The organism is Thiobacter subterraneus, assembly GCF_055379455.1.
Genome location: NZ_AP042402.1, coordinates 2,360,940 through 2,385,155, shown reverse-complemented (window position 1 = coordinate 2,385,155; position 24,216 = coordinate 2,360,940). Strand labels below are relative to the sequence as shown.

The 24,216-nt window shown below is 67.4% G+C and carries 18 protein-coding genes; 6 read left to right on the top strand and 12 right to left on the bottom strand.

The features are described from left to right. Window positions 1-6: 6 nt before the first annotated feature. The 12 genes from ACZ42P_RS11755 to ACZ42P_RS11700 all read right to left on the bottom strand — a co-directional run bounded on the left by ACZ42P_RS11755 (window position 7) and on the right by ACZ42P_RS11700 (window position 15,919). Entirely contained in the window at window positions 7-1,245 is a 1,239-nt protein-coding gene (locus tag ACZ42P_RS11755) for a hypothetical protein (protein WP_464897726.1), read from the bottom strand. Window positions 1,246-1,534: 289 nt separating this feature from the next. After that, complete coding sequence (locus ACZ42P_RS11750; RefSeq protein WP_464899402.1) at window positions 1,535-2,443, bottom strand: PoNe immunity protein domain-containing protein; 909 nt, start codon at window positions 2,441-2,443, stop codon at window positions 1,535-1,537. A gap of 406 nt (window positions 2,444-2,849) precedes the next feature. After that, window positions 2,850-3,083, bottom strand: coding sequence for a hypothetical protein (locus ACZ42P_RS11745; RefSeq protein WP_464897725.1), 234 nt, complete (start codon window positions 3,081-3,083; stop codon window positions 2,850-2,852). A gap of 193 nt (window positions 3,084-3,276) precedes the next feature. After that, entirely contained in the window at window positions 3,277-3,522 is a 246-nt protein-coding gene (locus ACZ42P_RS11740; RefSeq protein ID WP_464897724.1) for a hypothetical protein, read from the bottom strand. After that, window positions 3,519-6,086, bottom strand: coding sequence for a DUF637 domain-containing protein (locus ACZ42P_RS11735; protein ID WP_464897723.1), 2,568 nt, complete (start codon window positions 6,084-6,086; stop codon window positions 3,519-3,521). The genes ACZ42P_RS11740 and ACZ42P_RS11735 overlap by 4 nt, the downstream gene beginning before the upstream one ends. A gap of 179 nt (window positions 6,087-6,265) precedes the next feature. Continuing rightward, window positions 6,266-6,565: a hypothetical protein gene (locus ACZ42P_RS11730; protein WP_464897722.1), complete on the bottom strand. Its 300-nt coding sequence runs from the start codon at window positions 6,563-6,565 to the stop codon at window positions 6,266-6,268. 1 nt (window position 6,566) lies between these two features. Further along, window positions 6,567-11,780, bottom strand: a complete 5,214-nt coding sequence (locus ACZ42P_RS11725; protein WP_464897721.1) for a two-partner secretion domain-containing protein — start codon at window positions 11,778-11,780, stop codon at window positions 6,567-6,569. Window positions 11,781-11,829: 49 nt separating this feature from the next. Then, window positions 11,830-12,675, bottom strand: coding sequence for a peptidylprolyl isomerase (locus ACZ42P_RS11720; protein WP_464897720.1), 846 nt, complete (start codon window positions 12,673-12,675; stop codon window positions 11,830-11,832). Window positions 12,676-12,694: 19 nt separating this feature from the next. Then, window positions 12,695-14,350 (bottom strand): ShlB/FhaC/HecB family hemolysin secretion/activation protein, encoded by a 1,656-nt coding sequence (locus ACZ42P_RS11715; protein WP_464897719.1) that lies wholly within the window; start codon window positions 14,348-14,350, stop codon window positions 12,695-12,697. 232 nt (window positions 14,351-14,582) lie between these two features. After that, a complete protein-coding gene (gene sfsA, locus ACZ42P_RS11710) occupies window positions 14,583-15,056 on the bottom strand; it encodes a DNA/RNA nuclease SfsA (protein WP_464897718.1) in 474 nt (157 codons plus the stop codon). Beyond that, window positions 14,974-15,288, bottom strand: a complete 315-nt coding sequence (locus ACZ42P_RS11705) for a hypothetical protein (RefSeq protein WP_464897717.1) — start codon at window positions 15,286-15,288, stop codon at window positions 14,974-14,976. Before ACZ42P_RS11705 ends, sfsA begins: the two co-directional genes overlap by 83 nt. Before the next feature lie 52 nt (window positions 15,289-15,340). Beyond that, a complete protein-coding gene (locus ACZ42P_RS11700) occupies window positions 15,341-15,919 on the bottom strand; it encodes an ankyrin repeat domain-containing protein (protein ID WP_464897716.1) in 579 nt (192 codons plus the stop codon). Between the two features lie 194 nt (window positions 15,920-16,113). Between ACZ42P_RS11700 and ACZ42P_RS11695 the strand changes: the two genes are divergently transcribed. The 6 genes from ACZ42P_RS11695 (at window position 16,114) to ACZ42P_RS11670 (ending at window position 24,143) form a co-directional block, all read left to right on the top strand. Then, window positions 16,114-19,518 carry a GAF domain-containing sensor histidine kinase gene (locus ACZ42P_RS11695; RefSeq protein ID WP_464897715.1) on the top strand — a complete coding sequence of 1,135 codons (3,405 nt, stop codon included), beginning with the start codon at window positions 16,114-16,116 and terminating at the stop codon, window positions 19,516-19,518. Further along, window positions 19,515-19,967, top strand: a complete 453-nt coding sequence (locus ACZ42P_RS11690; protein WP_464897714.1) for a response regulator — start codon at window positions 19,515-19,517, stop codon at window positions 19,965-19,967. Before ACZ42P_RS11695 ends, ACZ42P_RS11690 begins: the two co-directional genes overlap by 4 nt. Then, on the top strand, window positions 19,967-21,658 hold the full coding sequence (locus ACZ42P_RS11685; RefSeq protein ID WP_464897713.1) for an EAL domain-containing protein: 1,692 nt from the start codon (window positions 19,967-19,969) through the stop codon (window positions 21,656-21,658). Before ACZ42P_RS11690 ends, ACZ42P_RS11685 begins: the two co-directional genes overlap by 1 nt. Before the next feature lie 106 nt (window positions 21,659-21,764). Further along, on the top strand, window positions 21,765-22,022 hold the full coding sequence (locus ACZ42P_RS11680) for an FmdB family zinc ribbon protein (RefSeq protein ID WP_464897712.1): 258 nt from the start codon (window positions 21,765-21,767) through the stop codon (window positions 22,020-22,022). Window positions 22,023-22,073: 51 nt separating this feature from the next. After that, window positions 22,074-22,706 carry a DUF502 domain-containing protein gene (locus ACZ42P_RS11675; protein WP_464897711.1) on the top strand — a complete coding sequence of 211 codons (633 nt, stop codon included), beginning with the start codon at window positions 22,074-22,076 and terminating at the stop codon, window positions 22,704-22,706. An 87-nt stretch (window positions 22,707-22,793) separates the two neighbouring features. Continuing rightward, window positions 22,794-24,143 (top strand): OmpP1/FadL family transporter, encoded by a 1,350-nt coding sequence (locus tag ACZ42P_RS11670; protein ID WP_464897710.1) that lies wholly within the window; start codon window positions 22,794-22,796, stop codon window positions 24,141-24,143. Window positions 24,144-24,216 lie beyond the last annotated feature (73 nt).

Sequence of the window (24,216 nt, the reverse complement as noted above, 5' to 3'; positions counted from 1 at the left end):
CCGCCTTCACGGACACACCACCGGCACGGGCATGGTGAGCACGATGGCGTCGGTGCCCACGCGGGCACGGCAGGCGTAGGCTTCCACGGCAGTGGCTGGCGTGTCCAAGGTCGCCATGCTGACCGTGGCCGACAGGCTGGATTCGGCCATGCTCCAGAACAGGGCTTCCGAGGCCGCGCCATAGGTAAGCACACTCACCCCAATGGCTACCGCCATCACCGCCACCTGTTCGAGCCCACTGCGCTTCTTGAGGGACACCCACTCGGACCGGATGTGGTCCTGGTTGGCACGGTAGGTGTAGGCTTCCCCCAGCCGCTGCCCAAGCTCAGGGGAGATCTCCCGTCCCCCGGCCCAGAATTCGCCCGAGACGCTGTCGATGCGCCGCACGTTCAGTTGCAGCCGGGCCGCGCGGATGAAGCCGCCCGGCTGCACGGTGTCGCCGGTGAGCCGCCAGTAGCCGTCCGCTCCATACTGGCGGATCTCGCCAATGGAGGCGGAGCGCTTTTCATTGCGCAGGGTGTCCGCTTCGATGCCCAGGTCCTGCGCTGCGATCACGCCGGTGTTGCGGATGTGATCGGCGGCGAGGGTGACGCGCTCCCCCTCAATGCTTCCCCCCGCCCAGACGGTGAGGCCGGCGCGGCTCACTTCGGGCAGGTAGAGGTGGGGCACACGGGCGGTGACGGGGGCGCCATCGGGGCCGGTGACCTGCTCTTGCACGTACCAGAGGATGGGCTCTTGCAGTCTGGCCTGCTGCTCGGGGCTCAGCGCCACGCCGAGTTTGATGCCTTCGCTCAGGGCGAAGCGGGCGGCGGCGGCGGCATACAGCAGCTGGCGCTGGCGGGCTTCGGGGCTTTGGCCCTCTTCACTGTCCAGGCCGGCGAGGAAGCGTACGCGGCCGGTCTCGTTGAGCGCGGCCGCTCTCAGGGCCTGCTGTTCCAGCCAGCCGTCGAACAGGTAGGGGGTGGCGCCGGCGCGCAGTTCCGGCGGCAGCAGGCTGTTGAGCAGATCCGGGCCCGGCACCAGGAGCGCCAGGCGGGAGGCGCTGGCAAACAGCGTCGCCCCGCCGGGGGTAAAGACTGCTCCATTGGGCAGGTTCTGCTGGCCCAGGTTGATCACCGCGTCCGGCAGGCGCGGCGCGGGGGTCGCAACAAAGTAGTCGGTGATGCCGTTGACGAGGTTGCCGCCCAGATACACGGCGTTGGCCTGGATGAGGCCGGTGTTGGTCTGGTTGGCGGCCGTGACCACACGCTGTTGCCGGCCTGCACGGTGGCGGAGGCGTTGCCGAAGGTGATGGAGCAGGCGGCCAGCAGCAAAGCAGCAGCGCGCTGCCGCCACAGGCAGGCAGGAAAGGGAAACTTCACGGGCGGGGAGCAGTTATTGTTGCTGGCGGGTGGTATGGGCGGGCGAATCAATAACTCAATAACCAAAGCCTGACACCTTCAGACACTGACACCTTCACCTCACACCTTCACCTTCACACACCTTCCCAGAGAGCCACACCGCCAGGACGGCGCTCAGGGGACGGGCAAACACATCACCCCTTCTTGCCAAACAGCCGCGCGAGCAGCCCCCCTTTGGCTTCCTGCCGCACCGGGTGGGTGCTGGGGCCGTCGGGACGCAGCAGGTCCCCCGGGTAGTGTTCGTGCCCCAGGCAGAGCGAGTCATCCAGCCCGAAGGCCTTCACTGCCGCCACCGCTTCGATGCACCAACGCCCGAAGTAGCTGCCCATGGACAGCGGGTGCTTGACCGGGTCGCCGTAGATGTACCACCACAGCTCATCCTTCGCCGGCCGCCTGAGTTCGGCATACCAGTGGTCGACGAAGTTCTTGAGCAGCGCGGCCTGTTGTTCCTTCGGGGCATCGATTGCTGCAAGCAGGCGGGCGTAGGGCTTGGGGTGCACGAGCTGGCTGCCGACGCGGCGGCCCGGCTGGCGGCTGGCGATGATCCGGTCGAGCAGGATGTCCTGCCCCTCGGCGTCGAGCAGCGCAAGCAGCCGCTGCCATTGCTCAGAGGGAATCTCCAGCGCCAGCGCCAAGCCCACTAGCCAGAAACACCAGTTGTAGTGGTTGAGGTTCTTCAGGTCGAAGACCCAGGCGCGCGGGTCGTTGTGGGCGCGGGGGTCCCGGCTCACCTGCGGCGCGGTCGCCAGGTGCCGATGGTCCCAGCCCTCTCCGGGCTTGAGCTGCGCGTTCAATTCCGCGGCCAGCTTGTTCGACAGCTCCCAGGCATCCAGCAATCCCCCGAAATGCTGCCCCAGCTCGCGAATGGAGTCGCCGCGGGAGTAGCGGGTGATGATCAACCTGCCGTACTCACGGGAAAGGTCCCAGACGAATTGGGCCTCATAAGCAGGATTTTTCGTGGGTTCGCTTAAGTTAGTAAGCTTCCTTCGTATGGTCGTTTCACCAAAGGCAGTCCATTTGTCCCAATATGCTTGATCTCCCATCGGCGCCCGGATCATGGCTGAACCCCCGCTGGGTTCTGCCTCGGAAGCACCTTGGACAGATCGACCGGCTTGGGCTTGCCCACGTTATCCAGAACCTGGATTTCCGTTGACCCATCCGGGCGGGTGGTAACCACCCAGGCTTCAACACGTCTATTACGGATGGCCTCCTCAATATCTGGCACAAGCTCTCGACTCACAGATTTCTCTAGTCTCCCGGAGCCAAGAATCCAACTCTCCGAACCCTGCCGCCCATCCGCAGTCCGTCCCAGCAACGCGCTGCCCGTCCTCTGATAATCCCCCACGAATTTGTATTCGATCACGACGTAGTCCACATCCGGTCGATTGACTTTGTACAGATCATCGATGCCCGTCTCGCCCACCTCGGGGGCAGGTCCGATCTTGTCACCTAAGCACGTGCTTTCGCCACCAAATCGCGCAACTCCTCTTTGTTCCACTCGTACTCCGATCCCATATCCATAGCTCCCAAACGCAATAGCCAGTCACTGACCTCTGCGTCAATTTCCCCAAGATGCGTTAGCCGAGTCGCATAGGCCCATTTGGCAATTTGCTTGAAATCGGTGCTTCCTTCATTTAACAGGCGCTCCAAGTCCGCAGCAAACATCTCACGCGTGTACCTCATCGCCCAATCTCCTTGCCAATCGGCGGGAAGTGTGGGGAGTCCACAATTTGGCCGTCAATCATCTTGGGGTGGACGCGCACCGGCACACCCAAATAGTCATAGGATTCGTAATTGACCCTATGATCTGAATTCGGGGGAAGTCCACCTCCAGTTGTTTCCATCAGTGCGCGTTCGGCTACTCCCTTTGGAACCTCTACCCAACGAAGAGTTTGTCAATCAGCGCCTCTAGTATTTTCCCTTCTTCCGTGGGAGCGTAACTAGCATCAAAACCGTGTGTATCAAGTCGTTCTGTACACAAGTCACGCAATTCATCCGCCATGTCATCAGAAATAGACTTATTACTCTCATGTATAAGTCTCTCTAGCTCGCTCTTAATATGCGTTGGCAAGGGGAGCACCCTAAGCATAAATTGTATTTCTTGAGGGGAAAGCGTAATCATTGCTCTCTCTCCCGTTGACGCAAGAGTCTCTCGGCCTTCTTAGATGAAGTTGGGTTAACCGAAACAATTCTCCCAGTTTCAGGATTTATTGCGACTTCGGCCCTTTCGCCAATGTATCTCTGACTTGGCCGCCCCAAACTATCGATTTTTACTGGCCTCACATCCAGCGGATTTTTCAGTGCATCAAGCTCATCTGCACTTCTTACCTGGCGGTTTATTTTTTGCTCAACACTATGCTCGGTAACCCTAATACCGCTGCTAGTTGCCGCCTTTGCAACGACACTCCCGACCCTCTTCGCCGCAAACACCCCACCCGCAACCACGCCCCCTTCGGAGAGCACCTCGGCGGTGGTGATGCCAATCTGGTTGCAAACCACCGGGTTGGTCAGGCAAGCACCGGCTGCCATGGGCGCGAGAATCGCGCCGGCGGTGACAGCACCGGCCACGGCCTGGCGTTTTGCTTCCTGGTTTGCGTCAGCAATGCCCTGCTTGTAATAGTACCCCGGCAGATATTGACCCGTCTGCCCTGCCGCAATCTGGCTGTACGCCTGCTGGCCGGTCGGGGTGTTCAGCGTCTCCGCATACATGCGGTCGTTGAAATACTGATCCGGGCTCGCGAAGAAATATTGCCCGCCGCCCGGGAGGATGTCTTGTCCGGCCTTGACCAGTTCGCGCTTGAGATCGGTGAGGTAGCGATTGGCGTCGCCATCCAGCCGGGAGTCGCTGTGTTGATCAACGTTGCGGTCGGCTTGATCGAGCAGGCGCGTTTCGGCCTGCGCGATTTGTTCCGGCGTGGGCTCTTTGCCGCCATTGAGCCGTCGCGCAAAATCTTTGGCCCGCGACTTGATCAGAGTAATCTCTTTCTGATGCAGCAACCGATTATTCACCGCCTCATTCGTCGCCGCCTGCGCCGCCGTCACGCCATCCAAGCCCGCCGCCTGCCCGGTGGCCCCGCCGATGAAGGTGAGCGCGCCTGCCATCAGGGCGCGCTGGGCTGGGCTGTCCGGGTCGGGCAGCAGTGAGTCGGCGAAGGCGCTCGCGCCTGCACCAATGGCGCCCGAGGCGCAGTCTTTGCCGGAGAGCGCCGCCGCCGCGCAGCCCAGGGCGGCATGCGCCAGCACGTGTTGCGGGGAGCCCATTTCGCCCAGGGCTCGGCCCGCACCCGTGTTGTCGCCGATGAACCGGGCCGCATCCGCGGCGGCCGAGACCACGAAGCTGTTGACGAAGGCCGTGCCGAAGCTGCCCGCATCCTGCCCGTACACCATTTGGTTCACGCCGGCGGTGACACCGGCGCGGACGGTGTAGCCGATGAGCTTGCCGCTGAGGTCCGTGGCGGTCTGCGCGGCCTTAAGGGCATCACCCACCTGCCGGGTCTGGGTGAGGGTGGCATTGTTCAGGGCCTGCCCGGCCCATTGGGTGAGCCCGGCCGTGGCCGCCGAGGTGAGGCCGCTTCTGAGCACGCTGTCCAGGCTCGCGTGGCCGGTGAGCGCGCCGGTGACCGCTTGGCTTGCCATGCTGCCGAGAGAGGCCGAGGCGATGGCGTAACTGGCGCTGCCTTCGGTAAAGCCCAGGGCGCCGGCCGCTGCGCCGCCGGTGTAGTAGGCCACGGCAATGCTCACCGCCATCACCGCCACCTGTTCGAGCCCACTGCGCTTCTTGAGGGACACCCACTCGGACCGGATGTGGTCCTGGTTGGCACGGTAGGTGTAGGCTTCCCCCAGCCGCTGCCCAAGCTCAGGGGAGATCTCCCGTCCCCCGGCCCAGAATTCGCCCGAGACGCTGTCGATGCGCCGCACGTTCAGTTGCAGCCGGGCCGCGCGGATGAAGCCGCCCGGCTGCACAGTGTCACCGGTGAGCCGCCAGTAGCCGTCCGCTCCATACTGGCGGATCTCGCCAATGGAGGCGGAGCGCTTTTCATTGCGCAGGGTGTCGGCTTCGATGTCCAGGTCCTGCGCTGCGATCACGCCGGTGTTGCGGATGTGATCGGCGGCGAGGGTGACGCGCTCCCCCTCAACGCTTCCCCCCGCCCAGACGGTGAGCCCGGCGCGGCTGACTTCAGGCAGGTAGAGGTGGGGCACACGGGCGGTGACGGGGGTACCATCGGGGCCGGGGACGGTCTCTTCCACGTACCAGAGGATGGGCTCTTGCAGTTTGGCGATTTGGTCCGGGCTCAGGGCGATGCCGGGGGCCAGGCCTTCGGCCTGGGCCAGGCGCCGGGCCGCGGCCAGCAGGCGCTCGCGGTCGAGGGGGGCGAAGCCGTAGTCCGCCGCCATCTGGGCCAGCCAGCGGTTTTCCAGGAAGGGGTCGAGCAGGGCCGGCACCCCGGCGTCCAGGCCCGGCACCAAGAGCGCCAGCCGGCTTGCGCTGGCGAACAGGTATTGGGGCACGGGGCTGGCCACCGCCCCCGCCGGCAAATGGAGCGGCGCCAGGTCCGGCGGCGGGGTCAGCGCCGCCGGGGTCTGGTAGCGGTAGTCGGTGAGCCCGTTGACGAGAGCGCCGCCCAGATAGACGTCCCGGGCCCGGATCACGCCGGTGTTGCGCTGGCTGGCAGCGGCAATGGCCACGCCGCCTGCACTCTGCACGATGGCCGGGGTGCTGCCGGTGACAGTCAGGCCCCAGTCGTCGTGGTCTTTGTAACCTCTGAGCCAGCCGCGCCATTCCCGCCAGTGGCCATGCCAGGTGGTGGTCAGGGTGTGGGCGGCGTTGGTAAAGGCGTCGGCGCTCTCCTCGGTGCTCCATACCTTCAGCCCGCCGCGGACACTCCCTTCTCAACGATCATCTTCAGCCCCTGGAATTCCATTGCCTCCTTTACGTTCTGAAACAACCGAGCTTGCTGGTCTGGTGGAATCGGCGTACCGTCGTCCCAGCGCGCAAAGGCATTCGGGTCGAGAATGATGCACGGATGCCCACCGCTCAAACCGCTTTCCACATCCAGCGTCACGACCTTTTCGCCTTCGCGGTATTCCACTGAAAATCGGCCAGTACGTTGAACTACGAATCCGCGGTCACTCTGCACACCTTGCTTGTTGATCCAAGTAAACATCTCACTGTCCTCCAAAGGTATACCGAGGTTTCAGATAGATCTCGTCGATTCCGAGAACTCTCGGATTGTTGAGCAAGGTCGGAACCTCCACTGTGCGATATACGCTGCTGGGTCTTACGGAGCCCAATACCGATCGGACTTGACCGCTCGCCTGTTCCGCGGCTCGACGGGCAACATCTCGCCAGATTTGGTCTGCTTCGGCTTGCGTAAACGGCGAGCTCTTGCCATACAGGTCCATTTGATCGAGCCATCTACCGCCGGGCGTCATTTCAAGAGTCATGCCGCCGTTTTCGGCCGCGTAGGCCTGTGACCTGACAATCCCTTCTCGTCCCCGACCGAGTCCTGACCACAAGACGAGTGAATCGCGCGGCGTCTGTAATCCCAGTTCGTCAGCCAACCGAACAACAGTCGATGGCGATAATCCTTCAAGTGGATGTGAGAGCGCTGAAACGACCGAGCTGCTGTTTGCAACAATCTCACCAGCCCCTGCATGAGCTGTCCCCACCCTAGCCAACCCACCGCCAACAACCGCCGTCCCCGCCATCAGCCACCACCCCGGATCCTGGACCGCCTCGCCCATGCTGTCCAGAACCGTGCCCAGACCCTGACGGATTTGCGTGACGTCTCCACGCACCAGCCCCGCCGCAGTCTGGAATGCTCCCTCCGTCGCACGCTGCTGATACGCCGGCATGGCGGCCGCCACATAGCCCGCACCAGAGGCCGCCCGCATCAGAAGCGTAGTGCTCGTCATGAACCCACCCAGGTCCCGCGGATCCATGACGAAATCCGTCCGACGCGTATCGGTATTGTATGCCGAATAGGCCAAAGGCCGTCCCTGCGCATCCACGTGCGCCACGATCTGCCACGGTCCCTTGACAGGCATGCCGTCAACGACTGCCTGTGTACCCTCCAGCCGGCGGACGAGCCCGCATCCCCCTTCCACACTGTCGCCGCACCGCTGCCGCAGCTTCGCCATTTCGGTGCTGTGACGCAGCGCGTTGTTGACGGCCTCGTTCTGCGCCGCCTGGGCGGCCGTGACGGCAGCACGCCCCATGGCCTGGGCCGCGACACCGCCAGCGAAGGTGGACAAGGCTGCCACCGTGGCTTGTTGGCTCGGAGTGAGCCCGTTGAAGCGTGCGCTGACATCGTCGCCAGTCATGGCATCGATCACCAGCGGCGAGAGGAGCGCGCTCGTCGCCCCACCCACCGCCCCCGCGCCGCAATCCTTGCCTGTCGCGGCCGCCGCCGCACAGCCAATGAGGGCGTGAGCGGCGAGGTTCCGGGCAGACTGCAGTTCAGTGTGGCCGCCCACCCAGTTCGCCGCATCCGCGGCGGCCGAGGTCACGAAGCTGTTGACGAAGGCATCGCCGAAGCTGCCCGCGCCCTGGCCGTACACCATCCGGTTCACGCCGGCGGTGACACCAGCCCGGACGGTGTAGCCGATGAGCTTGTCGCTGAGGTCCGTGGCGGTCTGCGCGGCCTTAAGGGCATCACCCACCTGCCGGGTCTGGGTGAGGGTGGCATTGTTCAGGGCCTGCCCGGCCCATTGGGTGAGCCCGGCAGTGGCCGCCGAGGTGAGGCCGCTTCTGAGCACGTTGCCCAGGCTCGCGTGGCCGGTGAGCGCGCCGGTGACCGCTTGGCTTGCCATGCTGCCGAGAGAGGCCGAGGCGATGGCGTAACTGGCGCTGCCTTCGGTAAAGCCCAGGGCGCCGGCCGCCGCGCCGCCGGTGTAGACCGCCACGGCAAGGCTCACCGCCATCACCGCCACCTGTTCGAGCCCACTGCGCTTCTTGAGGGACACCCACTCGGACCGGATGTGGTCCTGGTTGGCACGGTAGGTGTAGGCTTCCCCCAGCCGCTGCCCAAGCTCAGGGGAGATCTCCCGTCCCCCGGCCCAGAATTCGCCCGAGACGCTGTCGATGCGCCGCACGTTCAGTTGCAGCCGGGCCGCGCGGATGAAGCCGCCCGGCTGCACAGTGTCACCGGTGAGCCGCCAGTAGCCGTCCGCTCCATACTGGCGGATCTCGCCAATGGAGGCGGAGCGCTTTTCATTGCGCAGGGTGTCGGCTTCGATGTCCAGGTCCTGCGCTGCGATCACGCCGGTGTTGCGGATGTGATCGGCGGCGAGGGTGACGCGCTCCCCCTCAACGCTTCCCCCCGCCCAGACGGTGAGCCCGGCGCGGCTGACTTCAGGCAGGTAGAGGTGGGGCACACGGGCGGTGACGGGGGTACCATCGGGGCCGGGGACGGTCTCTTCCACGTACCAGAGGATGGGCTCTTGCAGTTTGGCGATTTGGTCCGGGCTCAGGGCGATGCCGGGGGCCAGGCCTTCGGCCTGGGCCAGGCGCCGGGCCGCGGCCAGCAGGCGCTCGCGGTCGAGGGGGGCGAAGCCGTAGTCCGCCGCCATCTGGGCCAGCCAGCGGTTTTCCAGGAAGGGGTCGAGCAGGGCCGGCACCCCGGCGTCCAGGCCCGGCACCAAGAGCGCCAGCCGGCTTGCGCTGGCGAACAGGTATTGGGGCACGGGGCTGGCCACCGCCCCCGCCGGCAAATGGAGCGGCGCCAGGTCCGGCGGCGGGGTCAGCGCCGCCGGGGTCTGGTAGCGGTAGTCGGTGAGCCCGTTGACGAGAGCGCCGCCCAGATAGACGTCCCGGGCCCGGATCACGCCGGTGTTGCGCTGGCTGGCAGCGGCAATGGCCACGCCGCCTGCACTCTGCACGATGGCCGGGGTGCTGCCGGTGACAGTCAGGCCCCAGTCGTCGTGGTCTTTGTAACCTCTGAGCCAGCCGCGCCATTCCCGCCAGTGGCCATGCCAGGTGGTGGTCAGGGTGTGGGCGGCGTTGGTAAAGGCGTCGGCCTGAATGTCCACCGCCTCGCCCGCGGTGATCACGCTGGCGTCGTTGTCCACGGTGCGCGCCCGGAGGCTCAAGGCGCGCACGGCCGAGAGCATGGCCGCCGGGGTGGATTCGATCTGCTCGAAGCTTTCGCAGTAGCCGTGGTCGGAGCGGCAGTTCACCGAGCCCGGCGGCTGGTAGTCACCCCAGTTGGTATGGCGGATGGCAAGCGGGCCGCGCTGGTTCAGGAGGGCATCCGCCGTGATGGCGAGATCGCGGCCGGCTTCCAGCACGCCGGCGGTGTTGACCACCCGCCCGGCCTGCACCCGCAGGTCGCGCCCGGCCACGAGTTCGCCCTGGTTGGCAAGCTCACCGGTGAGTGTGACGCTGAAGTCCCGGGGCGCGCCGAGACCCCCCGCGGGCAGGGTGAGTGCGGCGCCGGCCAGGGTCAGGTCCCGCCCCACTTCGAGGCGGCCCCGGTCCCACACCAGGGTATCGAAACTCACCGCGCCATCCCGCCCGGCGCCCAGCACGCCCCCCGGCGCACGGGCCAGGTCGAGCCGGACCAGGAGGTCGCGCCCGGCCTCAATGCGCCCGCCGTCGTTGTCGCTGGCGCCGGCAAGCCGCAGGCGCAGGTCCTGCGCCGCAGAGATGAGCCCGCCGGCCTGGGTGAAGTCGGTCAGATCCGCCACGCCATCACGCCGGGCAAGAATCAGACCGCCATCGTTGTGGCAGGCCGTGGGGCAGGTCAGCAGGAGGTCCCCGGCGAGCAGCACGCCGTGATTGGTGAGCGCGCCGGCGAGGGCCAGGGCACCGGCGACATCCATCCGGCCGCTGTTGGCGATCCCGGGGGCCTCCACGGTGAGGTCGCCGCCGACAATGAGGCTGCCATTGTTGCCGATGCGGTCGGTGGCCGTGAGGCTGAGTGCTGCGCCATGTTCAAAGGTGCCGGTGTTGCCGATTTCGCGCGCGGACACGGCAAGCTGCGTGCCGCCGGCGATGGTGCCCATGGAGGGGGCGGCCAGATCGAGGCTCGCGCCGGGCAGGGCAAGATCGAGCTGGCCGGCAGCCTGGATCGCGCCGCCGCTGTTGTCCAGGGATGCGACGGTGAGCCGCGCATCGGCCCCGGCGCGGATGGCGGCGTTGCGGTTGTCGAGGACGGCGGCGGTGAGGCTGAGGTCGCGCGCGGCGGCAAGCTCCCCGCTGTTGGCTGCGCTGCCGGTGGCCGCGATGCCCAGGTCGCGGCTGGCGGTGGCCTGCCTGAGGCGCACGTCGCCATCGGCGCTGATCGTAAGATCGCCGGCCTGGGCGGCGAGCCGGCCGTCGGCGCGCACGCCCATGCCGGCCGGGGTGGAGACGATGCGAATCTGTCCGGCAGTCATGGCGCCGAACACGCTGGCATCCACCGCAAACCCGCCCGCAGCGGGATCATCGGCCTGGATCGCGGCGCGTGTGTTGGCCACACCGTTGGCGGCGACCGACAGATCCTCGGCGGCGACCGTCTGCCGCCCGGCCAGCAGATTGAGCACGCCGGAAATGGTGATCGGCGCGTTGACGTTGAGGGTCTGGGCGATCAGGTCGAGACGCGCCAGCGGCGAGGCCAGGCCCTGACCCTCAATGCGAATCGTGCCGCCGCGCACGTCGAAGGCCACCGCGGCGCCGTTCCCGGGCGGGGTGGGCACACCCCCCGGCGCGGTGAGGAACTGCACGCGGCCGGTGGTGAGCGCCACCTGCGGCGTGTTGATGAAGCCGCAGCCGTTGCAGGTGATGCCGTTGGGGTTGGCAATGATCAGTCTGGCCGGGTCGCCGAACACCGCCAGCGGACCGTTGAGACGGCTCGGGAGGGCGCTCGTCACTTCGTTGACGATGAGGCTCGCCGAGCGGCCGTTGAAATTCGGATTCGCGCCAATCTGGCCGCCCAGCTGCGATCCCGCGGCGCGCGTGCTGTTGTTGAGGATCAGGCCGACGGGATCGACGTCGAAGCGCTGGTAGCGGTTGTGGGAGATGCCCGCGCCATTGGGCGCGGCGATGTTGACCAGGGGAATTCCGGATTGCGTGGCCGTCACCTGCGGCCGGCTGCCCGCAGGCGCGGCCACGTCGGCAACAGGCCCGCCATAGGCCGCGTGCAGGGTGACGAGGGGCGAGACGGCCAGCCAGGCGGAGAGGAAGCCGGCGAGGAGGCGGCGAACCTGCGCCCTGCATGCTCCGGTCTGCCGCGCCCCCTCTCCCCTGCCCTCCACCCGCAAGGGGTACGCCGGTGGGTGCCCCGCGGCTTCGCAGCGACCCTTCCGCAGTCCCACGAGGGGAGAGGGGGAAATGCGGGGTGCCTCTGCCATCGCGCGGATGGGGTGGGCAGCGAGCTTGGTGTTCGGGTGTGCGTTCATGGCCGATTCCTCGTTCTTGCGCTTTGCGCCGCTCGGGGGGGGCGGCGTCTTACTTCGTGGCTTCCGGGATTTCGATTCTTGCGTGCTTCACCAGGCGCGCGACCAGCTCGGCCGTGGCCTGCTCCAGCGCGCGGCGCTCCAGCATCTCGCGCAGGGGCACCCTGGCTTTGGCATAGTCCGGCACCTGGGTCGGCCGCACTTCGTCGAGCTTGATCAGGAGGTAGCGGCCGTCGATGGCGAGCGGCTTGTCCGTGACCTGGCCGGCGGAAAGCCCGGCGATGGCTTCAGCCACGGGCAGCGGGAGATTCTGGGTCTTGCCTGCCTGAACGGGCGTCGGGAAGGACACCCAGTCGAGCTCGCCGCCGCGCTGGGCCGAGGGCGCGATGCTGTGGGCGCGGGCCAGCTCGGCGAATTTGCCGGCGTCGGCCTTGAGCTGCTCGGCGAGCGAGGCAGCGAGCGCGGCATCACTCACTTCGATCACCCGCGGCTTGTATTCCTTCTCGCCCAGAGTGGCGACGATGGCGTCGTACTGGGCGCGCACCTGGTCCTCGCTCACCGGCGCGGGCTTGATCTCGCGCCGGAGGTAGAGGGCGATCATGGCGTTGTCGCGCGCCTCGATCACCTCGGGGTCGTTCTGCAGCCTGCGTTTCTCCGCTTCCTGTCGAAACAACTCGCGTGCGATGAGCTGGTTTTTGATCGCCGCGCGCAAGGCCTCGCTGTCCGCCGCGCCCGCTGCCTGGGCCTGCCGCAGCGCGCGGTCGAACCGGGCCTGGGTGATGGGCTTGCCGTTGACCACGGCCACGGCGGGCGCTTTGACAGGGGCGGCGGCGGCCGTGCCGGTAAACGCACACAGCGCGCAGCCGACGAGCAGAGCGGGGGAGATGAACGGTTTCATGGTGTCACCTTGTGGGGCATCAGAATTGGTAATCGAGCGTGATGTGCAGCCGCGCGCGACGGGAAACGGCCTCGGGTGCGGAAACGGGCCGGGCCCAGTTGATTTCCGCACTGAGTCCCTGCCACGCCGCGCGGACCCCCACGCCCAGGGCGGCGAGCTGCTTCCAAGCGGGGTCGGCCAGCAGGCGCACGCGCCCGTAGTCGTAGAACAGATAGGGAATCGCCTGGGTCTGCGCCGCGGCGTCCGTCCAGTGCAGCTCGTGGCGGGTATAGGCGCCGCGGTCGCCGGCAAGCTGGCCTTCCTCGAAGCCGCGCACGGTGCCGGCGCCGCCGATGAAGATCTGCTCCGAGCTGTGCAGGCCGCGCTGGGCGCGCTGGCCGGTCACGCTGCCGCGCCAGGCGAAGTGCGGGCCGAGACCCACGGTGGCGGCGAGATTGAAATCGAGTTTCTCAAACTGATAGTGGGGGGATGGGGCGCTGAGCCCGTCCACGTCCGCCTCGGCGCCAAAGGCCCTGAGGCCGCGCACATAGCCGAGGTCGGCGCTCAACTCCGCTCCTGGCCAGCGCTGCAGCCGGCTGGCGGCGAGCCGCAGCACGCTCATGTCCTGCGGGGTGAGCGCAATGCCGGCCACGTCCCGCTGGGCGCGGCGCAGGGTGAGCATGGCGTCGAGGGCGGTCCGGGAGACCGCATCGCGCTGGATCACGCGGTTGATTGCGAGGCTGTGGTTGGCGGAATCGCCGGCGATCACGGCCGAAAGCCCCGGGATGGGGCTCGCGTAGTCGGACACCGTGTAGGTGTAGGACAGGGTGTTGTAGCCCCAGGGCACGGATACGGAGAGCAGCGAGGCCTTGCTGTCGCTGCTCTGGATGTGCGTCAGGTTCCAGGCGTCGAACAGGCCCAGGGGATTGTCGGCCTCGACCATGACGCGGCCGCGAATCGTGCCGGTGCTCTTCTGGCCGGCGTTGTCCGCGCCGAGGTGGACGCGCCAGGGTGCCTGCACCTGCGTGCGGATGTCCACTACGCTGCCGCCGGGCGACTGGCCGGGCAGGATCTGCATCTCGGCGCGGCGGGAACGCAGGCGGTTGATCTGATCGACGCCCTGCTCCAGGTCGGCCAGGCGCAACACGTCCTGCGCACGGAATGGCAGGGGCGCGAGCGCGCGGCCCCTGGCCTCGCTGCCGTCGAGTTTCACCGCCTCGATACGACCGGCGACCAGGGTCACTTGGAGCACGCCGGAGGCGAGGTTCTGCGGACCGATGTAGGCGCGGCTGGTGATGTAGCCTTTGTCGATGAGCGCGGCGGTCAGGTGCCGCAGCAGCAGGTTGATGCGGTGTTCGCCCAGGCGCAGGCCGGTGAAGGGCGCCACCAGGCGCGCTGCGTCCTCAGGGTCGAGCAGGGCATCGCCCTTGAGCTCGATGCGCTGGATGGCGAAGGCCGGTTCGGTTTCCGGGAGGGCGGCGGGGTCGGCGCCCAGGTCGGATTCCGGCACCGTCGGCGCCTCGCGCCCGATGCTGGGCGGAGGTTGCTGCATCTGCTGTTCGCGGCTGCGGGCACGCTGTTCGTCCAGCAGGCGCTGGGCTTCGTCGATCTGGGCCGCCGGGAGGGCTGCGCTGCCCAGCACCAGGGCCAGCATCAAAGCGGCGCGGGACACGGCTTGCGCGTGGGGTGCACTCATCGTTTCTGCTCTGCGTTGTTATGCGCCCCGGACGATCTCGCGGCACCGTCCCGGGGCGTGGCGGCGTCGTGGCCCGAAGGGCCCGCCAGGCCATTGGAATATTAAGATTGCGTAATATTACTCGGCGACATATGTCACGGGCAATATTGCTGAGCAGCACGCTGTCATTGTGGGGGGGCGGTGCCTGGAGCAGAAAAAGGTCAGACGGGCAGGCGTGGGCGGGCGGCCGCCTTCACGGACACACCACCGGCACGGGCGTGGTGAGCACGATGGCGTCGGTGCCCACGCGGGCACGGCAGGCGTAGGCTTCCACGCCGGCGGCTATCACTTCGCGCAGGGCGCGGCCGTAGGCGGGATCGATGGCATCGGCGGGGCGCAGCTCCTGCACGTCCTCCCGCTGGATGCAGAAAAAGATCACGGCGCGATGACCCTGCTTTACCAGCCGGGCCAGGTCGCGCAGGTGCTTCTCGCCGCGGCGGCTGACGGCATCCGGGAACAGGGCGATGCCACCCGCCACCGCAGCGGTGACGTTCTTCACTTCCACGTAGCAGTCCGGGCGCCCCGGCGCGGCGAGCATCAGATCGATGCGGGACTCTCCGCAGGTCACCTCGCGCCGCAGTCCGCTATAACCCGCAAGCGGGGCAAGCCGGCCGGCACGAATGGCTTCCTCCACCAGTCGGTTGCTGCGCCCGGTGTGGATGCCCACCAGCACGCCGGGGGGCCGCTTCCACGAGTTCCCAGGTGTAGGCGAGCTTGCGCGCAGGGTTTTCGGCGCGGGACAACCAGACGCGCGCACCTGGTGTCTGGCAGCCGAGCATGGAGCCGGTGTTGGGACAATGGGCGGTGACCGTCCCGCCGTCGTCCAGCCGGACGTCGGCGAAGAAGCGCTGGTAGCGCCGGATCAGCGTGCCCGCCAGGAGAGGCGTTTCGAAACGCATGGGACACCGTGGCGACACCCGCGCGCCGCCACGGCAAAAGAATGAGCCGGAATTATTTCTTCTGGGGCTTGAGGAAGGTGATCACATTGCTGCCCGGCGCGTTGCGCGAGCCGCACTCGGCACCGCCCTGCTCCCAGTCGAGCAGGGATTCCGCCTCGTGGAGCAGATTGATCACCTCGATGTAGTCCTTGTCCTTGACCATCATGAGCGCGGTGCGGCCGCCCTCGTTGCGCGCCTTGACATCCGCTCCGGCCTTGATGAGCACGTCCACCACCTCTGCCTCCCCCGCCCCGGCCGCAAGCATGAGGGGACGCACGCCGTAGAAAATCTTGTGCTCGATGTCGGAACCCGCTTCCAGCAGCACCTGCACCACGTCCGCGAAGCCGCGGTCGAGCTCCGGGTTGTAGCAGGCGTGCATGAGGGCGGTGTAGCCGCGCTCGTCTTCCGCCTTCACGTCCGCACCGGCCGCGAGCAGGTCGCGCACGATCTGCAGGTGACCGGCACGCGCCGCTGCCATCAGCGGCGTGAGTCCGCCTTCGCCCGCTGCGTTCACGTCGGCACCGGCCGCGATCAGGGACTGCACCCGGCTCACATCGCCGGCCTCGATTGCCTGGAATAACTGGTCTGCCATATCGAAATCCTCATCGGCTTGGTGCATGGGATCCGGCAGAAAAAACCTTTGCCGGCTCAGGGAATTACAGCTTCCTCCATTGTATCAGAGGCGCGCGCTTCGAAACCCAGGACGCCGTTGGCGTAGGCTATGCTTGGAATTCCTCTTTCCTGCGGGGGCGGGCGGTGGCACAACCGAACCCGGAAACGGTCCCCATGAGTCCTCCGGACGGCAAAGCCCTGCTCGCCGCCCTGCGCCGGCTGGTGTTCTATGCCTTTGGCCTGCCCCCGGTGTGCGGCCTCGGCTTCATTCTGCTCACCGGCGTGCTCACGCCCGGCCAGCTCGCAGACATCCTCACCACTCCCCTGGAGCCGGCCTACATCATCGCCTGGCTTGCCTTTGCGCTGTGGGCCCTGCCGCGACAGGCGCGACCTTTGGCCGACTGGCTCGACGGCCGCGCCACGGCAGATGCGGCACGGGCCGCGCTGCGCCGCTTTCCCGTCGTTTACTGGGCCGCCTTTCTCGCCTATCTCGCCCTGGCGCCGGTGTCGGTGATCGCCGCGGCCGCGCTGTACACCGATTACGCGCCCCGAACCGCCGACGCGTTGCGCATCGCCCTGATTGCGCTGAGTGTCTCCATCATCGTCGGCTTGCCCATCTTCTTCCGCATGCTGGACTTGTTCGGCCGCGCCCTCGGCGGGCTTGAGCTGCGCCAGCCCGTGATCGGGCTGCGCATCCGGTTCCTGCTGACCGCCATCCTCACGCCCCTGCTCGTGGACACCCTGCTCGTCCAGTACTACTGGACGCGAACCGGCTTCTTCACGCTGGAAACCTTCTGGGTGTGGCTGGGGCTCGCGCTGCTCGCAGCGACCGGCGCGCTGCTGGTGGCACGCAGCCTGGGCCAGTCGCTCAACCCCCTGGCGACGCTGCTGGGACAGGGGGGACAGGCAGCGGAGGCAGGCCCTCTCAAGCCGCAGTCGACGGACGAACTGGGAGTGCTCACAGGCGACATGGCGGCATTGCTCGACCGGCTGCACACCCAGAATGCGGTGCTCGATCTCAACAACCGGCTCCTGCGCGCGGCGGACAGCGACCTCGGCAGCACGGCGCTGCTGGCGCGGGTGGCCGATCTGTGCCGGCAGGCCCTCACCACCGAATCCGCCTTTGTGGTGCTGCGTGAGGCGGACAGCGGCGATCTGGTGGCCGTGGCCCAGGCAGGATCGGCTTACCGAGCCGCCGGATACTGGCGCCTCTCCGGGCAGGAGCCTTCCCTTGCCCGTGCCTGCCTCGAGCAGCGGGAGACCCTGGCTCTGACGAATCTCGCCGACGACGCGCGCACCAGCCAGCGTTTGCGTCTGGCCCTGGGCACCCGCTCCGTGCTGGTCACCCCCATTCCGGGCGAAGGCGACGATGCCCAGGGTGTCCTGATCGCCAGCACCCGCAGCCAGCCCAGGGACTGGCATGCGCGCGATGTCGCGCTGATCGAGAACCTGGCCCGCGAGGCGGGCCTCGCCCTGGCGGCGCGGCGCCTCCACGAGGCGCGGCAACGGGCAGAAGCCGCCCGACGCGAGGAAGGCGAACTCCTGCGCCTCATCATGGACCCCACCGAGCAGGGTATCTACGGCGGCGACCTGGAGGGGCGCTGTCTGTTCATCAACCGGGCCGCGCTCCGGCTGCTCGGTTACGACCGCGCGGACCAGGTGCTGGGACGGCCCATGCACGCCCTCATCCACCACAGTCATGCCGACGGCAGTCCCTACCCGGCACAGGCCTGCCGCATGGGGCTGGCCACCGCCGCCGGCACGTCCATCCACTGCGACACGGAGGTGTTCTGGCGCAGCGATGGCACGAGTTTTCCGGTGGAATACTGGGCCCGTCCCATCGAGCGCGATGGTCGCGCCATCGGCACCGTGGTGTCCTTCGTGGACATCACCGCGCGCCGCCGGGCGGAAGAGGCGGAGGCCCGCCGCCAGCGCATGCTGCAGACCCTGCTCGCCGCGACCGATCTCCTGTTCACGCCACGCGGCGGCAGCGAACTGATGCAGGCGATCTGCACCCTGCTGGTGGAGCAGGCCGGGTTCGGCATGGCCTGGATCGGCATGGTGGGCAGCGACCGGCGTGTGATTCCCGTGGCCTGCCGGGGCTTCGACCAGGGCTATCTGGCCTCAGCGGACGTGCGCGCCGACGACTCGCCCCGCGCCCGCGGCCCGGTGGGTGCCGCCATCAGGGAGGGCCGCACCGTGATCACCGAAGACACGGAAACCGATCCCGCCTTCGCGCCCTGGCGCGAAATGGCCCGCGCGCGCGGCTTCCGTTCCGTGCTGGCCACGCCGGTGCGCGTGGAAGGCGACGTGGTGGGCGCCCTCGCCATCTATGCCACCCAAGCCCGTGCCTTCGGCATCCACGAAATCACCCTTGCGCAGCGTCTCGCCGCGGATTTGGGACAGGCCCTGGCGCGCGAGGCCGCCGATGCCGCCCTGCGCGCCAGCGAGCGCCGACTGGAAGCCCTGCTCGCCGAGCGCACCCGCACGATCGAGGAACAGGCCGCCATCCTCGACCAGATCCACGATGCCGTGGTGCGAACCGATCTGGACGGCATCGTCACCGGCTGGAACCGGGGCGCGCAGCAGCTCTTTGGCTACACCGCCCAGGAAATGCTGGGGCAACCGGTGGCACGGCTGCATCCGGATCCCGGTTTCCTGCGCGAGCAGATCATCGCCCCCCTGAAGGCCCGGGGCGCCCATGAGGTGGAAGTGTCCATGCAGCGCAAGGACGGCAGCCTGTTCGACGGTCATCTTTCCCTGTCCCTGCTGCACGATGCCGAGGGGCGGCCGGTGGGCATGATCGGCTACACCCTGGACATCAGCCGCCGCCGCATGGCGGAACGCCTGCTGGCGGCGCGCAGCCGGGAGCTCGCCGCCATCAACCGGGAGCTGGAGGCGTTCAGTTATTCCGTGTCCCACGACCTGCGCGCGCCGCTGCGTGCCATCGACGGTTTCTCCCAGGCCTTGCTGGAAGACTTCGGCGACGCGCTCGACGCCACCGGCCGCGACTACCTGCAGCGCGTGCGCGCGGCCGCCCAGCGCATGGCGGCCCTGATCGACGGTCTGCTCGCGCTGTCCCGTCTGGCGCGTGCGCCGCTGGCGCGCCGGGCCGTGGATCTCAGCGCCCTGACCCAGGATGTGATTGGGGAACTGCAGGCCGCCGAGCCGCGCGACGGCATCGCCGTGCATATCGAGCCCGGCATCATGGCCGAAGGCGACCCCACCCTGCTGCGCATCGTCCTGGCCAACCTGCTGGGCAATGCCTGGAAATACACCCGCCACACACCCGCGCCGGAAATCCAGTTCGGCACGGAACGCGACAACGACGCCCTCGTGTATTTCGTGCGTGACAACGGCGTGGGTTTCGAGATGAAATACGCAGACAAACTGTTCGGGGTCTTCCAGCGTCTGCACCACGCCTCGCAGTTCGAAGGCACGGGCATCGGCCTTGCCACCGTGCAGCGCATCATCCACCGCCACGGCGGGCGCGTCTGGGCGCAAGCGGAACCCGGGCACGGGGCCATCTTCCGCTTCACCCTCGGCCCCGGCCTCGACCGGGAAGGAACCGCACCATGAACGACGGCAGTGGCAAGACCATCCTCCTCGTGGAGGACAACCCGGACGACGAGGCGCTCACCCTGCGCGCCCTGCGGCGAAACCACATCCTCAACGAAGTCGTGGTAGCCCATGACGGCGTGGAGGCGCTGGACTACCTGCTCTGCCGCAATGCCCATGCCGCGCGTCCCCCGGCAAATCCCCAGCTGATACTGCTCGACCTCAAGCTGCCCCGGCTCGATGGGCTCGAAGTGCTGCGTGCCCTGCGCAGCGACCCGCGCACCCGGCTGCAGCCGGTGGTGATCCTGACCAGCTCCCGCGAGGAGCAGGACATCCTGCGCGGGTATGAGCTGGGGGCCAACAGCTACATCTGCAAACCGGTGGACTTCGATCAGTTCATGGAGGCCGTGCGCCAGCTGGGCCTTTATTGGCTCGTGCTCAACGTCCCTCCCCCCGCGGGGCCGCGCTGATGGCCGGGCCCCTGCGCGTGCTACTGGTGGAGGATTCGGAGGACGATGCGCTCCTCCTGGAACGCCAGCTCAAGCGCGGCGGGCTCGACGCCATCACCCGGCGCGTGGACTCGGCGGCTGCTCTGCGCGCCGCGCTCACACACCAGCCCTGGGACGTCATCATCACCGACCACAACCTGCCGGGGTTCGACTCCCACGCTGCCCTGGAACTGGTGCGGGCCAGCGCCTGCGACGCGCCGGTGATCATCGTCTCCGGCTCCATCGGCGAGGACCTGGCCGTGGCAGCCATGAAGGCCGGGGCCGCCGATTACCTGATGAAGGACAACCTGGCGCGGCTGGTGCCCGCCATCGAACGCGAGCTGCGTGAGGCAGCACGGCGGCGCGAGCACCGGGCAGCGGAAGCCACCATCGCCCACATGGCCTTCCACGACGCCCTGACCGGGCTTTTGAACCGCCATGGCTTCGAGCGGCGCCTGCAGGAGACGCTCGCCCGCCCCGGTCCCCATGCCCTGCTCTATCTCGACCTGGACCAGTTCAAGGTGGTCAACGACACCTGCGGCCACGGCGCAGGGGATGAGCTTCTGCGCCAGCTCGCCCGCCTTTTGAGAAACCGCGTGCAGGGGGGCGACACCCTGGCACGTCTGGGCGGCGACGAATTCGGCCTGCTGCTGGAAAACTGTTCCCTGCCGGACGCGGAACGCGCCGCGCAGGCGCTGCTCGGCGCGATCAACGGCTTCCGCTTCACCTGGGCCGGCACGCATTTCAGCCTGGGTGGCAGCATCGGGCTGGTGCCCGTCACCGACGACCGAGCCAGCCTCACGGAACTGCTGCGCCATGCCGACGTGGCCTGCTATGCGGCCAAGGACCTGGGCCGCAACCGCGTGCACGTATATGCGCCGGACGACCGTGAGCTTTTGCGCCGCCAAGGGGAGATGCAGTGGGTGGCACGCATCCACGCTGCATTGGCGGAAAACCGCTTCGTGCTTTACCGGCAAAGCATCCTTCCGCTCAGGGGGGGAGCCGGCACGCCGGGCTGCTGTGAACTCCTGCTGCGTCTGCGCGACGAACAGGGGGGTCTGGTCCTGCCCGGCGCCTTCCTGCCGGCGGCAGAGCGTTACAACCTGGCGCCCGCCATCGATCGCTGGGTGGTACGCCACCTGCTGCAGGCAGTGGCGCGCGCCCGCACGGCGGGCCAGCCCACCCCGGGTCAGTTCTTCATCAACATCTCGGGCACTACCCTCAACGACACGGACTTCTTCGAGTTCGTGGAAGAGGAACGGGCGCGCGCCGGTGTGGCGGCCCGGTCACTCTGCTTCGAGATCACGGAAACCGCGGCGGTGGCCCATCTCGACCGGGCGGTGTCCTTCATCGAGGCCCTGCGCCGGCGGGGCTGCCAGTTCGCCCTGGACGACTTCGGCGCGGGCCTGAGCTCCTTTTCCTATCTCAAGAACATCCCGGTGGATTACCTCAAGATCGACGGCCATTTCGTGCGCAACGTGCTCGTGGACCCCATGGACCGGGCCATCGTCGAATCGGTCAACCGCATCGGCCACGTGGTGGGGCTGAAGACCATCGCGGAGTTCGTGGAGAGCGAAGCCGTGCGAATAGAGCTCGCCGCCCTCGGCGTGGATTATGCGCAGGGCTTCGGGCTGCACCGTCCCGAACCCCTGGACGATTGCAGCACCACGTGAGGGGCTTGTGTTTCGCGGCCCTGCCCCCATCTTGGGCGCGTGCGGGCTCGGCCCGCGACCTGTTTTGCTGTATAATTCAAGCACTTGTTTTTTTCAGGAGCGCATCATGCCGATCTACGAATACCGCTGCAGCGCATGCGGCTTCCAGAAGGAATACTTGCAGAAGATGAGCGACGCCCCGCTCACCACCTGCCCCGAGTGCGGCAAGGAGACTTTCTCCAAGATGCTCTCGGCCGCCGGCTTCCAGCTCAAGGGCAGCGGCTGGTACGCCACCGACTTCAAGGGGGGCGGCTCCGCGCCCAAGAAGGAGGAAGCGCCCGCACCCGCCTGCGGCGCCGGCGCCTGCCCGGCCTGCCAGGCCTGACGGCACCCCACGGGATGGAGCGGACCGGCCGGGCCCCGGTCCGTTTTTTTCATGCGCACCCCACCTCTTAAACGCTACTTCGTCACCGGCCTGCTGATCTGGGTGCCCCTGGTCATCACGGTGTGGGTGATCGGCTTCCTGATCGGCACCCTGGACGGGGTGCTGGACCTGCTGCCCGAAGCCTACCACCCGGACCGCTGGCTCGGCACCCACGTGCCGGGCCTGGGCGCCATCGTCGTGCTCACCGTGATCCTGCTCACGGGGATGGTGACCGCCAACTATTTCGGCCGCCGGCTGCTCGTCCTGTGGGAAAGTCTGCTGGCGCGCATCCCGGTGGTGAAATCCATCTACAGCAGCGTCAAGCAGGTGAGCGACACCCTGTTCTCGGGCCAGGGGGAGGCCTTCCGCAAGGTGCTGCTGGTGCGCTATCCCCACCCGGAAGCCTGGTCCCTCGCCTTCCAGACCAACGTCCCCGCGGAAGTGCGAACCCTCCTCGGCGAGGACTACGTGGCGGTGTTCATTCCCACCACCCCCAGCCCGGTGAACGGGTTCTACTTCTACGTGAGGAAGGAAGAAACCCGCGAGGTGCCCATCAGCGTGGACCTCGCGCTGAAATACATCGTCTCCATGGGGGCCGTGGCCGCCCCGGCACGGGACCGGGCCGCGGTCTACCCCGGCGACTGAAGCCGCCATCGGGCCAGTACTCCGCTACCGACTTCCCCTGTTCCGGAAAGACGCTATACTCCCGGCCTTTTTGTGCCTGGAGTTTTCATGCGTTCCCTCCCGATGTCCACGGGCCGCACGCCGGCCCTGCCCAGTCTGTTGGGCGCCTGCCTCATGGGCTTCGCTGCCTGCGCCTGCGCCACCAATGGCATGAACATGGAAGGCTACGGTGCCGTGGCCACTGCCCTGGGAGGCGCGTCCCAGGCCTACGACAACGGCACGGCGGCCATGATGAACAATCCCGCCACCCTGGCCCTGATGGAGCCGGGCCGCCGCGCGGATCTTGCCTACGGCTTCCTCGGGCCCACGGTGGAAGCCCGCTACGGCGCCATGACGGCGCGCTCCCGCGCGGACGCCTTTTCCATGCCCGCTTTCGGCTGGATGAAGAAAACGGGCGACCTCGCCTGGGGCTTCGGCATCTACGGTCAGGGAGGCATGGGCACGGAATATGCCGGGGACACCTTCATGAGCGCAGGCAGCGGGCTCACCACGCGTAGCGAGCTGTCGGTGGGGCGGGTGATCTTTCCCCTGGCCTACACCGTCTCACCCGGGCTGTCGGTGGGCGCCACCCTCGACTTCGTATGGATGGGCCTGGACCTGCAGATGGCCATGAACGGTGCCCAGATGCAGGCCATGGGCGCTCTCGGCCAGGGCAGTGTGGGCGGATCGCTCGCGACAGGGCTGGCGAGCCTGGGCGCGACCGACGTGGCCTACTTCGACTTCTCCAACGACAGCCGATTCACCGGCCAGGCGCGCGGCTACGGCGCAGGCGGCAAGCTGGGGGTGGTCTATGAATTCGCCCCAACCCTCAGGCTCGGCGCGAGCTGGCACAGCCGGACCGCGGTGTCCGACATGACCGCCGATCGGGCGGAGATTCGCCTGATCACCGCCGGCGGCTCCACCACCCTGCCCGGCAGGATCCGCGTCCACGATTTCCAGTGGCCGGAAACCTGGAGCGCGGGGCTGGCCTGGCAGCCGCACCGCGACTGGCTGCTGGTGGCCGACTGGAAACGTCTGCAGTGGGCGCGCGTGATGAAGGATTTCCGCCTGCGTTTCGAGGCGGATGCGGGCGGTGATCTGGAGCTGACCCTCAACCAGAACTGGAAGAACCAAAACGTTTTCATGCTGGGTGTGGCCTGGCAGACGGGTCCGCGCTGGACCCTGCGCGCGGGCGCCAATCTCGCCGCCAACCCGGTGCCGGACGCGCTCATGCACCCCCTCTTCCCCGCCATCGTGCGCAATCACGTCACCGCGGGCGTGGGCTACGCCTTCGACCGCACCAGCAGCCTCGACTTCGGGCTGACCCACGGCTTCCGGGTGGAGGCCACCAATGGTGCGGGCGTGACGGTGAGCCATCGCCAGACCAACTGGCAGCTGGTGTACGGCCGGCGCTACTGACGGGCCGCGGGCGGGGGCTTCCGGTATAATTTCGGGTTTTTCGCCGCCCGTCGGGCGGCGCCTCAGGACATCC